This is a genomic window from Dictyobacter halimunensis, from assembly GCF_036245075.1.
This window is the reverse complement of sequence record NZ_BSRI01000002.1, coordinates 855887-869648: the sequence shown is the minus strand read 5'-3', so window position 1 is coordinate 869648 and position 13762 is coordinate 855887. Positions and strand designations below refer to the sequence as shown.

Below are 13762 nucleotides of genomic sequence, written 5' to 3'. Positions count from 1 at the left end.
ACTCATTGTGCAGTGAGAAAGAGAGGATTCCCATGGGTACAAGACAAGGACAGTTCAAGCTGGGCGCATTCTTACAGAATACCGGCCATCACGTTGCCGCCTGGCGGCATCCTGATTCCAGGGCGGATGGTGGCCTGGATTTTGCTCATTATCGTCAACTGGCTCAGACGGCTGAACGGGCTAAATTCGATATGGTCTTTCTGGCGGATGGCGTGGCTGTGCGTCGCGATCAGAATCCTGAATCATTGAGCCGTTCGGGCCAGATTGTGCACTTTGAGCCTCTGACACTGCTCTCGGCCCTGGCCGCAGTGACAGACCATATCGGCCTGGTGGCAACCGCATCAACAACCTATAATGAGCCGTATCATATCGCGCGTAAGTTTGCTTCACTGGACTATTTAAGCCATGGACGTTCTGGCTGGAATGTGGTTACCTCCGCCACGGAGGCCGAGGCGCTGAATTTTAATCGCGAGCAACATATGGAGCATGCCTTGCGTTATGAGCGTGCGCGCGAGTTCTTACAGGTTACTCTCGGACTATGGGACAGTTGGGACGATGATGCCTTTCTACGCGATAAAGAGTCGGGCATCTATGTCGATCCTGACAAAGTGCATGCGCTCAATCATAAGGGCAAGCATTTTTCTGTGCGTGGGCCGCTCAATGTTGCGCGTCCACCACAGGGATATCCCGTGATTGTGCAGGCCGGTGCTTCTGAGGATGGTCAGGATTTCGCGGCGTCAACGGCCGAGGTTATCTTCACCGCTCAACAGACATTGCAGGAGGCTCAAGCCTTTTACGCAGGTATCAAGGGCCGACTGGCGAACTATGGACGTTCGCCTGATCAACTTAAAATTATGCCCGGCGTGTTTCCGGTGATCGGTCGGACCGAGACGGAAGCCAGAGCGAAATATGATCAATTGCAGAATTTAATCCATCCAAAGGTTGGCCTGGCCTTGTTGAGTGGTAATCTTGGCGGTTTCGACCTCTCAGCCTATCCGCTTGATGGTCCATTGCCGGATTTGCCTGAAACCAACGGCAATAAGAGCCGTCAAAAGCTGGTGACCGATCTTGCCCGGCGAGAGAATCTGACGATCCGTCAGCTCTACCAGGCTATTGCTGGGGCGCGCGGTCATCGCACCATCTGGGGTACCCCTGAGCAGATCGCCGATCAATTGGAAGAGTGGTTTGTCAATGACGCCGCCGATGGTTTTAACATTATGCCCCCCTATCTGCCGGCTGGATTAGATGACTTTGTTGAACTGGTTATTCCTATTCTGCAGCGCCGTGGCCGCTTTCGCACCGAGTATGAAGGCCAAACCTTGCGCGAGAACCTGCGCCTGGCTCGACCAGCCAACCAGTATGCTATTCCCTCTTATGTGTAAGTTTTCCTTCCGTTACTCAGGGGCGCTGGCGTGGGTCTGATTGTGACTCCACCCTGGCATTCCTATATGTGACTGGCCGCCATTATGAGGAGCTGGTGCAATACAGCCGTCCGGCTGTATTGCACCAGCTCCTCATAATGTGCTGAACTCCGCGTGCGTCAGGCAGGGGAACCCCTCCTGCTTTTGCCTCATTTTCCGGTGTACCTCAGCAGAAGATATGGCCAATCGTGTCTACGCTAGAAGCAAACGGCCGTGATATATAGGAGATAGTGTTATATAACGGGGCTTTAACCGAATTATAACTTTGGGGCTGTACGTTAGTTAACACTGTTTTAAGAATAGGAATCTTTCTATTTTAGAAAGGAAATAGAGATGGCTGTATTTGCGACGACTTTTGGTCGGCTCGCTGAACGCCTTTCGAAGGGCAAGATCAGTGATACACTGCAGTCCCATGTCGGGGTTGTGCCGAATCCGATCAGTAAGCATAGTAAAGAGCTCAAACCCCGTATTGAGGACGCGAAGATGTTCCGCAGCGTCTGCCCGTACTGTGCTGTTGGTTGCGGCCAGCGCGTCTACGTCAAGGACGACAAGGTCATTGATATTGAGGGCGATCCCGATAGCCCGATCAGCGGTGGCACCTTATGTCCCAAGGGATCGGCCAGTTTCGGGTTAGTTAATAATCCCAATCGCGTGACGAAGGTGAAGTACCGCGCGCCCTATGCCCGGGATTGGGAAGAGAAGCCGCTTGAGTGGGCGATGCAGCGCATCGCCGAGCGTGTGTATCAGACGCGCGAAGCGACCTTTGAGGAGGTTGATGAGGATAACCGGCCGATCAATCGCACGCTGGGTATAGGCTCGTTGGGTGGCGCGACCCTGGATAACGAAGAGAACTATCTGATTACCAAGCTGTTCCATTCCTGGGGTATGGTGAGCATCGAGAACCAGGCCCGTATATGACACAGCGCCTCAGTGCCGAGTCTCGGCGCAAGCTTTGGCCGTGGTGCCGCCAATACGTTCCAGCAGGACATTCAAAATAGCGATTGTATTCTGATCCAGGGAAGCAATATGGCCGAATGTCATCCGGTCGGCTTCCGTTTTGTCATGGCCGCCAAGAAGAGGGGCGCGAAGATTATTCACGTTGACCCGCGCTTTACCCGTACTTCGCAGATGGCCGATATTCACGCTTCAATCCGCACGGGTAGCGATATCGCCTTTCTTGGTGGCATCATTAACTATGTGCTGCAAAATGAGCTCTACTTTAAAGAGTACGTCAAGGCATATACCAATGCCACATCGATCGTCAAAGAAGATTTCCAGGATACAGAAGACCTGGAAGGGGTTTTCTCCGGTTTACATTCAGAGAGAGACATCTATAACAGCGAGAGCTGGCAGATGGAGCTCAAGGATGAGTTTAAACAGGATGGAAATTCCGATGAGGCTAAGCGCGCTTCCGAAGAACATCATGACGAACAGCAGGTGATGCCTTCTGGGATGGAGGGCAAAGGTATGCTGCCCCATCTGCATCCCAGCCAGGTTGAACGCGATGAGACGATGCAGCATCCTCGCTGTGTGCTGCAGGTTTTGAAGCGCCACTTTGCGCGCTATACGCCAGAGGTAGTGGAGCAGATTACCGGCGTGCCGCAGGATGTGTTCCTGGAGATCGCCAATACGCTGGTGCAGAACTCCGGTCGCGAGCGTACGACCTCGCTGATCTACGCAGTCGGCTGGACGCAGCACACGGTTGGTGTCCAGATGATTCGAGCCGGAAGCATTCTCCAGTTGCTGCTGGGCAACATTGGTCGACCCGGCGGTGGTGTGCTGGCCTTGCGTGGACATGCCAACATCCAGGGTTCGACTGATATCGCGACGCTCTATGACCTTCTCCCCGGCTATCTCGTGATGCCTCACGCGGGCCGCAATGAGCTTGATCTCAAGACCTACCTGGACCATGCCACCCAGGATACCGGCTGGTGGCATCATTACCCAGAGTACTTTATCAGTTTCATGAAGGCCTGGTATGGTGATGCGGCCACCAAAGAGAACGATTTCGCCTATAACTACCTGCCGAAGATTACCGGCGATCATTCTGAGATTCCAACCTTCGTCAATATGATGGATGGTAAGGTACGAGGATTCTTCCTGATGGGTGAGAATCCCGCGGTCGGCAGCCCCAATAGCCGTTTCCACCGCGAGGCGCTTTCCAAGCTTGATTGGCTGGTGGTGCGCGATCTGTTTGAGATCGAGAGCTCGACCTTCTGGAAAGAAGAAGGGATGGATCCGGAGACGATTCCCACAGAAGTCTTCTTCATCCCGGCCGCCGGCCACGTGGAGAAAGAGGGCAGCTTTACCAATACACAGCGGCTGATTCAGTATCGTGAGAAGGCGGTCGAGCCGCCAGATGATGCGCGTTCAGAAAACTGGTTCGTGAGTGAGCTCTATGAGCGCGTTAAAGAGTTTTACAAAGATAGCACCAGGCCAAAGGATCGCGCGATCCTTGATCTTACCTGGCCCTATCGGCGAGAGGGACCCAGCCGCGAACCGGTGGTTGATGATATTGTCAAAGAGATCAATGGCTACACGGTCGCCGACGGGAAGGTTGTGAGCAGCTTTAACGGATTAAAGGCCGATGGCAGCACGGCCAGCGGCTGCTGGATCTGGGGCGGCATCATGCCCGAGGAGGGGAAGAATCTCTCCAAGAGCAGGCAGGCGGATGAGTATGTGAGCCCGAACTGGGGCTTTACCTGGCCGGCGAATCGCCACATCCTCTATAACCGCGCGTCCGCTGACCCCGATGGCAAGCCCTGGTCAGAACGCAAGAAGTACCTCTGGTGGGACCCCGAGCACGACAATGGGAACGGCTCGAAGGGACGCTGGGTTGGCTATGATATCCCAGATTTCCCTGAAACCAAGGCTCCTGATAAGCCGGCCGACCCCAAGGGAATGGGAATGGATGCGCATTCGGGCGCCCAGCCCTTTACCATGCAGGCGGATGGCTGTGGCTGGCTCTATGTCGCGCGTGGCATCGCCGATGGTCCTTTGCCGACGCACTACGAGCCGATCGATTCGCCTGTGACGAATCTGCTCTATCCCAAGCGCTCGCATAATCCTGTCGTCAAGATGTGGCCGCGCCCCGATAATCGTATCTCGGGGAATGACAATCCCGATTATCCGTATGCGATTACGACGTATCGCCTCACCGAGCATCACGTTGGTGGTGCCATGACGCGCTGGATCCCCTGGCTTTCGGAGTTGCAGCCATCGCTGTTCGCTGAGATCAGTCCCGAGCTGGCGGAGAAGCATGGGGTGAAGAATGGCGATTGGATCGTCATCTGGACAGCGCGTGCCGAGATTGAGGCTCGGGTATTGGTAACCGATCGGATGCGACCGCTGCGCATGGGCAAGCGCATTGTGCACCAGGTTGGCATCCCTTTCCAATGGGGCTATCAGGGTGTGGTGAAAGGGGATATTGTCAATGATCTGGCTTTGCTGGTAGCTGATCTCAATGTTAGCATGCACGAGGCGAAGTCGTTTACCTGCAATATCCGGGCCGGACGCCGCCATCACTCGAAGCTGTATCCAACAGCCGGTAGCGATCTTTCTCGCCATACCGATCCGATCTATCGTGCTCCGGAACAAGAGAAAAAGCAGCAGTAGGCAGGAAGAAAGGAGGCCACATGGGCCATATGGGCTTTTTTACCGATACGACGCTGTGTATCGGGTGTAAGGCATGTGAGGTTGCCTGTAAGCAGTGGAATCAACTTCCTGCCGACGGCTACAATTGGACCGGCAACAGCTACGACAATACCAAAATGCTCGGGTCGACGACCTGGCGGCACGTGGCATTCGTGGAGAAGCCACATGTCCAGCAGGACAAGAGCGGCAAGATGACCGATTGGCTGATGATGAGCGATGTGTGTAAGCACTGCGCCAATCCCGGTTGTATGGAGGCATGCCCCACCGGCGCGATTATTCGCAACGAATTCGGTGATATCTATGTGCAGCCGGACATTTGTAATGGATGTGGCTATTGCGTGCCGTCGTGCCCCTTTGGGGTCATCGATCAGAAGATGGATGATGGACGAGTTTTCAAATGTACGCTCTGCTATGATCGACAGAAGATTGGCATCGAGCCGGCCTGTGCCAAGGCGTGCCCGACCGATTCGATTACCTTTGGTGATGTCGACGATCTGCGGACTAAAGCGAAGGGGCGCGTGCAGGAACTGCATGAGCGTGGAGAAGAGAGCGCGTACCTCTATGGCGTGGATGAGGATACGTCGGTGGGGGATCTCAACGCATTCTTCCTGCTGACCGATCGGCCATCCGCCTATAATCTGCCGGAGAAACCGAAGCTGCCACAGGATAATATCGCCACCGGTTTCTTTGCCAGCCTGGTGATGGCCAGCTTTGTGACGCTGACGACCGTGGTGTCGTTATGGCCACGAAAGAGGTAATGGTTGATGGATAAGTATAATGAAGCGCAATCACAAGACATCCGCAATGGGGCTGGTACCGTTGTCGGCTACAAGGTGCCTGACCTTTCAGATGAGCCAAAGACGAGCACCCCACTTGTCGACTCGCGCATCGAGTGGAAGGGCCCGGCGGATACGTACTATAACATTCCCTTGCTCAAGAAAGCGCACTGGACGTGGGAGATCATGCTCTACTTCTTCCTGGGAGGATTGAGCGGTGGCGCATTTCTGGTGTCGTCCATCGCGCACTTCTTTGGCGCCGAGCGCGATGCTCCTCTGGTGCGCGCGGGACGCTACCTCTCGTTCGTGGCGATCCTGATCAGCCCGGTACTCTTGATTAAAGACCTGGGCCGCCCTGAGCGGTTCTTGCATATGCTGCGCGTCTTTAAGCTGCGCTCGGTGATGTCTTTGGGAACATGGGGCATCACGACCTTTGGCCTTTGTAATGGACTGGTGACCGTTCACCAGGCGGCTAGCGACGGTCTGCTCAACTGGTGTAAGCCATTGGCCTGGTTGGCGAACAAGTTGATCCCGGTGAAGCTGCTCGAGGTTGTGGGATCGATCCTGGGATTGTTCGTTGGTTCCTACACGGGTGTACTGCTCTCCTCGACAGCGGTACCCATCTGGGCCAGGGCCAGGCGCGTGCTGGGACCATTGTTTGTGACCTCGGGTCTTTCAACAGCGCTGGCTGCTCTGTCGCTGATCCTTTCGTTTGGTCGTCCCAAACACGATACGGTTGAGCGCTTAGAGCGGGCCGAGTTGATTACCACTGCGAGCGAGTTGGGCCTGATCGCATCCCTAGTGCCTATGTTGGGATCACTTGGGAAGCCGCTTTTCAAAGGCAAGAGCTCGCTGCTCTTTACCGTCGGCTCGGTTGGGGCTGGCATGGCCTTACCTTTGAGCCTGAACATCGGGAAACGGCTGGCCAGGAAGACTGACTCTCGTTCCCTGACCATCGCATCATCCTTGCTAGTGCTGATCGGTGGCTTCATCTTACGTATGGAGTGGGTGCGCGCGGGACGGAAATCCGCTGATTCCACAGCTGATACGCACGAGTATAATACAACCGAGTGGCATGAAGGCCATAAATAGATTGTTCTAAACTTTCACAGTGGCGAAAAGGAGAGCGGGGCCAGAAGTATTCAACGGCTGGCCCCGCTCTCCTTTTCGCTTTGCGCATTTTCCCTGGTTACATGGCTTCCTTTATAATATTATGCTGCGCTATGTTTACTATTGTCATGCCTTTGTGGTGACTTTTTCTGCTGGTCTTCCTCTGGCCACGTGCGACTATTGTTCCAGCAGCCCCCGATCTGTTCCAGGCGTTTCCCTTTGGTTTCGGGACATCCACTCTTCCATCTGATTTTTCAGATGTGAAAAGCGTTTCTGCGAATGTTAGCCTTTATGTGGCAAAACACCCTCAATGACGCCCTTCATCGATTTGGTAACGATACCGGCCTCTTCGGGATCTCCTTTGACCAGGGCGGCCGCGAACTTCTTGGCCTGCTCAATCGTGATGTGCGGTGGCAGCGTCTCAATTTCGGGATCGGTGTAGACGTTCATTACGACTGGACGGTTGGCTGAGAGAGCCTGGTCGAAGGCCGGTCCTAGATCCTCTGGCTTATCAACGCGAATGCCCATCAAACCGATGGAATCGGCAAAGGTATCAAAAGGAAAATCGGGAATGGATTGGGTGAGGGGGAGCATCGGGTTCCCGGCCTCTACACGCATCTCCCAACTGACCTGGTTGAGGTCCTGATTGTTGAAAACGACAAAGATGAGGCGCGGATCGCTCCACTCCTGCCAGTATTTGGCGACTGTGATAAAGCCGTTGATGCCGAGCATCTGGACGGCTCCGTCTCCTGTCAGCGAGACTACTGGCCGATCGGGATAGGCGAATTTGGCCGCGATCGCGTAGGGAACCGCAGCCGCCATCGTTGCCAGATTTCCTGATAGTGAGCCGATCATGCCCTTGCGAATCTTGATATCGCGCCCATACCAGTTGGCGGTGGTGCCCGAGTCGGCGCTCAGCAACGTATTTTCGGGCAGGCGAGGCGAAAGCTCCCAGGCTACCAATTCCGGATTGATCGGATTGGCTTTTTGATGGGCTCGTTCATCGATGAGCTTCCACCAGTCACGGATATTCTCTTCAATCTTATTGCGCCAGTCGCGATCGGTCTTGCGCTTGAGTAAGGGGATGAGCGCCCGTAAAGACTGCTTACTATCGCCGACCAGGGCCAGTTCCATGGGATAGCGCAGGCTGAGCATGCGCCCATCGATATCGATCTGGACACCGCGCGCCTGCCCCTCCTTGGGTAGAAATTCCGAGTAGGGGAAGCTGGAACCGACCATCAACAGGGTATCGCAGTTCATCATCATATCCCAACTAGGCTTGGTTCCTAGCAATCCGATACCTCCGGTGACAAAGGGCAGGTCGTCAGGTAGTGCGGTTTTGCCCAGCAGCGCCTTGGCGACGCCACAGCCTAGCAGATCGGCGACCTCACTGACCTCTTCGTCCGCGCCTTTGGCTCCAGCTCCGATCAGCATGGCCACTTTGGATCCCGCGTTGAGAATATCAGCCGCCTGCTGCAGCTGTTCCTGCGTGGGGGTCACATAGGGGCGGAAGTAGCCCGTACCTGTATGCACCGAATTGTGGACGTGTGGTGGTGCCTCGACAGCATCGAGCTCCTGTACATCTTTGGGGATGATCACGCAGGTTACGGTGCGCTCCGACTGGGCTATGCGCAGGGCGCGATCGATCACCTGCCGCATCTGTGCCGCGTCCATGACGGTCTGCACATATTCGCCGGCGACATCTTTAAACAGGTTCTGCAGATCGACCTCCTGCTGATAGTTGCCGCCCATCGCCATGCGCGCGGACTGCCCTACGATGGCCACCACCGGCTGATGGTCCAGCTTGGCGTCATAGAGGCCGTTTAAGAGATGGATGGCGCCGGGACCGGAGGTAGCCATGCAGACACCGACCTCGCCGGTATACTTGGCGTGCGCGCAGGCCATAAAGGCCGCTTCCTCCTCATGGCGAACCTGTACAAACTGGAACATATCCTGGTGGCGCTCCAGTCCTCCCAGAATGCCGTTAATGCCATCACCGGGAAAGCCATAGATAAGCTTAACGCCCCATTGCGAGAGTCGCTTTAAGAGGAAATCACTTACTTTATCTGCCATTTATTTTCTACCTTTCTATTCCGTTCGAAATGTTTTCGTCGGTATTGTGGCCATCGTGACATTTATAAACTAATTTGGTCATAAGACGGTTAGAAGGAGAGGGTCATGAGAGCAAAATAATACTTCTATTCTGATCTGCATGGGACGTTAGTCTTTTCTCTTGGCACCACAGATGAGACACGAATAACGGTGTATTTCCGTAACAAACAGGCTTTTGCTTCCCTGGCTTTTTTGAAGACGGCATGTGTAGAGGCAATGGTGAACATTGTTACCTTTTGTCCGAGCTTGCTCGTGATACAGATGAATACATGAGGAGGCAGAAAAGATATATTATTCATGAATGTGGGCGGCAAGTCAGGTATAACTCATGGCAAGCGCGGATCGGGCTATATCTTCGGGGCTTAAAGGGTACAAAGAGAAGGAGAGACAGGCATGCGGATATGAAGATGTTCAAGAAGTTATTACGACAAATACCGGAGGCGAGATACTATCTGGCGATCATCATTCTTATTGGTTCTGTTGCTGGTAGCCTGATTATCTGGCAAGATTATAACCTCAGCTATGTCGTGAGCGGAGTCTTTTTGGATTCTCAGCATATGCAGCAGGTCTGGTCCCCGATGCTGCTGTTGCTAACGATCATTCTGATTCGCGCATTGCTTACCTGGGGGAATACATGGCTGGCCAATCGGCTGGCCGGGCGCCTCAAAATCAATATGCGCACCAGGCTGCTTACACATATCTTCTCGGCCGGGCCAGCCTATACGCGGGGAGAACGCAGCGGTGAATTGATTAACACCATCGTCGAGGGTGTGGAAGCGCTGGACCCCTATTTTAGTCAGTACCTACCGCAAGCTTTCCTGTCCTGTATCGTTCCCGTGGTCATATTTTTTGTGGTGATCAGGACGGATCTTCCCTCTGGCATTATCCTGCTGATCATGACTCCCATTCTGCTCTTTTTGATGGCGATGGCTGGCATGATGGCGGGCGCCGAGACAAAGAAGCACTGGCGCGCCTTGAGCGTGATGAGCGCCGCTTTTCTTGATACGGTACAGGGTCTGACCACCTTGAAACTGCTGGGACGTAGTGAGGAGCAGGCATCTGAGGTACAGAGGGTCAGTGACGATTTTCGCCAGACCACGATGCGTACGTTGCGCATCGCTTTTTTTTCGTCCTTTGTACTTGAAGAATGCGCCACCATCAGTACCGCTATTGTCGCGGTAGAGGTCGGACTGCGGCTTCTTATAGGCAATATGTCCTTCTTTACAGCGCTCTTTGTCCTCCTGCTGGCACCTGAGTTCTTCCAACCCTTACGGTTGCTGGCAACGAAGTATCATGCGGGGATGACGGGTTCAGTGGCGGTTCAGCGCATCGTCGAAATACTGGAAACGCCGGCTCCTGTAGATACGTCTCTTGTTGCAGAGCATGGCTCCAAAGAGGTTAGCGCGTCGGCACCGTTTACATGGGGTGCCATTCGGCTGGAGAACGTGAGCTATAGCTATGATGGCCAGCGTCCCGCACTCCATGACATCTCATTTCAGATTAATGCCGGGCAGAAGGTCGCGCTCATAGGACCCAGCGGGGCCGGTAAAAGCACACTCGTACAGATATTGTTACGCTTCATTGATATTGATGAGGGGAGTATTCTGGTAGGAGATCAACCGTTGCCAGATATCGAGCGTGCTACCTGGCGTGAGCAGGTGGCCTGGGTCCCCCAGCATCCCTATCTCTTTAACGCCACGGTCGAGCAAAATATTCGCCTGGGATCTTCCTCGGCGACGATGGAGCAGGTGATTGAGGCGGCTCGCTCCGCCCATGCGGATGACTTTATTCGCCAGTTGCCCCAGGGCTATCAGACCGTCATCGGAGAGCGTGGTGCCCGGCTCAGCGGTGGAGAAGCACAGCGCCTCAGCCTGGCACGGGCCTTCTTGAAGCAGGCCCCCCTCGTTATTCTGGACGAGGTGACCTCGTACCTGGATTCTGAGCACGAGAGCCAGATTCTGGACTCCATTGCCCGGCTTCGGCAGGGACGCACGGTGCTGGTTATCGCCCATCGCCTGCGGACGGTGCTCGATGCCGACCAGATTATCGTGCTTGATAAGGGACACCTGGTGGCGCGCGGCGATCACCGCATACTGCTTCAGGAATCACAGATGTATCAGCAATTGCTGATGAGCTATCAGGTAGCGGAAAGGAAGGATGGGGAAGAATGAGTGCATCACCTACTATCCTGTGGCGCCTGTTGCGCCAGCTCAAGCCTTTGGCGGGTTGGATGGTGCTGGCGATAGTTGCTGGATTGGCGACGATCGTCTGCGGCATCGGCCTGATGACGCTTTCCGCCTATCTCATCTCTGTGGCGGCACAGCATCCCTCACTCAGTGCGCTGGCGGTTACCATGCTTGGTGTGCGTATCTTTGGCGTTCTTCGTGGCGTTGTGCGCTACATTGAACGACTGATCTCGCATGACCTCACCTTTCGTCTGCTGGCGAGGTTCCGGGTCTGGTTCTACCGGGCGCTGGAGCCGCTGGTCCCGGCCCGCCTGGCGCCCTCTGAAGGCTCTATAGCGTCGGTGAGCTACAGCAGTGGAGACCTGCTGAGTCGGCTGGTGGCTGACGTCGAGATGCTGCAGGAATTCTATGTGCGTGTCATTTCACCACCCGCTATCGCGCTGATCATTGGTGTGGGCATGTATTTTATTCTGGGAGCTTATAATATACGTTTCGCCCTGGTCCTGTTTGCCTTCATGTTCCTGGGAGGAATCGTCATACCCATACTGTTGTATTGGATGAGCCGGAGGTTGGGACAGCGCCTGGTTATGGCGCGCGCGGCCTTAAATACCTCTCTGGTAGATAGCATTCAAGGTGTCGCGGATCTATTGATCTTCGATCGCGACCATGAGCAGCTGCAGAGAACGCTGAGGCTCAATCGCGAGCTTGTTCATTACCAGGCTCTGCAGGCGTGTATCGGTGGCCTGCGTGAGGGTCTGGATATCATGCTATCGGATGGATGTGCCTGGGCGATGATCCTGGTGGCCATCCCTCTCATTCGCACCGGCCAGCTAAACGGTATCTATCTCGCGTTGATCATTCTGGCCGCCCTCAGCAGCTTCGAGTCCATCCGTCCCTTAGCCAATGCTGCCCAGCAACTTGGCAATAGCATCGCCGCTGCGCGCCGGCTCTTCTCGGTCGCCGAGGAGCCGCCCGCTGTGCGTGATCCCCAGACGCCGGCCCCTGCTCTCGATCACTATGATATACAGGTACAGCACCTGTCATTTCGTTACCAGGAACAGGGGGAAGACGTTCTCAAGGACCTGGACTTCTCGCTTAAGCAGGGACAGTGCCTGGCTATTGTTGGCCCCAGTGGTGCCGGGAAATCGACCCTAGCGAGTCTGCTGGTCCGCTTCTGGGAATATGAACGGGGATCAATCACGCTGGGCGGGCAAGAATTGCAGGCGCTGGGACAGCAGGATATTCATCGCTATATTGGGGTCGTTGAGCAGCATCCCCACCTTTTTAATGCGACCATTTGCGAAAACCTGCTCCTTGCTCGTCCCGATGCCACGCAGGAGCAGATTGAGCAGGCCGCGAAACAGGCTCTCCTGCACGATTTTATCCAGGAACTCCCCGATGGTTACGAGACGCGCATTGGAGAGCAGGGGGTTAAATTAAGCGGAGGCGAGCGCCAGCGCCTGGCCATTGCCCGCGTTATCCTCAAAGGCGCGCCTGTGCTGATTCTGGACGAGGCTACCGCGCACCTGGATGCCGTTAGCGAACAAAGCATTCTCGATTTACTGCGCACATTTATGCGTGGACGCACAACCATCATCATTACCCATCGGCTGGTCGGGCTTGAGCACACGGACGAAATCCTGGTACTACGGGCTGGGAGGATCATCGAGCGGGGATTGCATCATGAGCTCTTGCAGATCGAGGGTTTATACTGGCATCTCTGGACGCAGCAACAACAGGTTCTGGAGACAGAGCGCTGGTAGGTGTTGGACAACATTATGGGTATAGGGGAAGAGACGGTATCTTGCGTTTCTTATGCACGTAATGTCTACCGCATCATCCCCATCTCATTCATTCTTAATACGTGCATAATCGTCCATAGGGATTAAATCGGGCGCAAGGCTCGAACCTATTGGGCTTGTTTTTGTAGCTTCTCGATGGCCTCTCTATCTTTTCTTTGGCGCAGAATCTTCAGCGTGAACCGTTCATAACGGATAAAGTAGGTGATACAGATGATCACGCAAGGAATCCCTACGCACAGAGAGAATATGCCGACAGGGCCCACTGGATTGACTGTAAACACCCCGACCGTCAGAAAAAACCAGGCTATGCTGAGAAAGATCAGGGCTTTGGCCAGTGCCCCCTCCATCTGTCTCGTTAACTCTTCCTCAGCTTTGACGGAAGCAGAGAGCTTTTCCTCTTGCTCAAACTCCAGTTGCCGTTGTGATTGTGACTTCTGTTGTGCACTTGAATGCAATGATTGGTTCATCCCTTTTTCCTTCTGCTACTGGCAACCGCCCCCAGCGTAAACAGCAAGAACAGGAGCGCCGTTACAATGTAGGGAAGGGGCGAAAACGATCGTTCAGTTTTTTTCAGAGGATTCTGCGCGAGCAAGCCCTGCTGATAATGAGCGATGATCGCCACCAGAAAAAGGAGTCCAATCGTGAAAAGCGGGATCAATGAATAAACGAGAATGGATTCAATGAGTTGTTTCTGCGTCATT

Annotated in this window: 9 protein-coding genes; 6 read left to right on the top strand and 3 right to left on the bottom strand. The window is 54.5% G+C overall.

The features are described 5' to 3' along the window. The first annotated feature begins 32 nt into the window (after positions 1-32). From AABA21_RS17620 to nrfD, 4 genes are all read left to right on the top strand, one after another. The gene (locus AABA21_RS17620; RefSeq protein ID WP_338252417.1) at positions 33-1382 is read left to right on the top strand and encodes an LLM class flavin-dependent oxidoreductase; all 1350 of its coding nucleotides are present in this window, start codon (positions 33-35) and stop codon (positions 1380-1382) included. A 462-nt stretch (positions 1383-1844) separates the two neighbouring features. Beyond that, positions 1845-5036, top strand: coding sequence for a formate dehydrogenase (gene fdh / locus AABA21_RS17615; protein WP_338258453.1), 3192 nt, complete (start codon positions 1845-1847; stop codon positions 5034-5036). 20 nt (positions 5037-5056) lie between these two features. Beyond that, on the top strand, positions 5057-5833 hold the full coding sequence (locus AABA21_RS17610) for a 4Fe-4S dicluster domain-containing protein (RefSeq protein ID WP_338252414.1): 777 nt from the start codon (positions 5057-5059) through the stop codon (positions 5831-5833). 6 nt (positions 5834-5839) lie between these two features. Continuing rightward, positions 5840-6943 (top strand): NrfD/PsrC family molybdoenzyme membrane anchor subunit, encoded by a 1104-nt coding sequence (gene nrfD / locus AABA21_RS17605; RefSeq protein WP_338252412.1) that lies wholly within the window; start codon positions 5840-5842, stop codon positions 6941-6943. Positions 6944-7243: 300 nt separating this feature from the next. Here nrfD and AABA21_RS17600 read toward each other — a convergent pair whose 3' ends face one another. Next, positions 7244-9034 (bottom strand): thiamine pyrophosphate-requiring protein, encoded by a 1791-nt coding sequence (locus AABA21_RS17600; protein WP_338252410.1) that lies wholly within the window; start codon positions 9032-9034, stop codon positions 7244-7246. Between the two features lie 446 nt (positions 9035-9480). Between AABA21_RS17600 and cydD the strand changes: the two genes are divergently transcribed. Together cydD and cydC are read left to right on the top strand one after the other, a co-directional pair. Next, positions 9481-11244 carry a thiol reductant ABC exporter subunit CydD gene (gene cydD, locus AABA21_RS17595; protein ID WP_338252408.1) on the top strand — a complete coding sequence of 588 codons (1764 nt, stop codon included), beginning with the start codon at positions 9481-9483 and terminating at the stop codon, positions 11242-11244. Then, positions 11241-13022 (top strand): thiol reductant ABC exporter subunit CydC, encoded by a 1782-nt coding sequence (gene cydC / locus AABA21_RS17590; RefSeq protein ID WP_338252406.1) that lies wholly within the window; start codon positions 11241-11243, stop codon positions 13020-13022. Before cydD ends, cydC begins: the two co-directional genes overlap by 4 nt. A gap of 146 nt (positions 13023-13168) precedes the next feature. On the opposite strand, the gene AABA21_RS17585 is transcribed toward cydC, so the two are convergent. Both AABA21_RS17585 and AABA21_RS17580 read right to left on the bottom strand, forming a co-directional pair. After that, on the bottom strand, positions 13169-13528 hold the full coding sequence (locus AABA21_RS17585) for a hypothetical protein (protein WP_338252404.1): 360 nt from the start codon (positions 13526-13528) through the stop codon (positions 13169-13171). Continuing rightward, positions 13525-13761: a hypothetical protein gene (locus tag AABA21_RS17580; protein ID WP_338252402.1), complete on the bottom strand. Its 237-nt coding sequence runs from the start codon at positions 13759-13761 to the stop codon at positions 13525-13527. Before AABA21_RS17580 ends, AABA21_RS17585 begins: the two co-directional genes overlap by 4 nt. Position 13762: the final 1 nt, after the last annotated feature.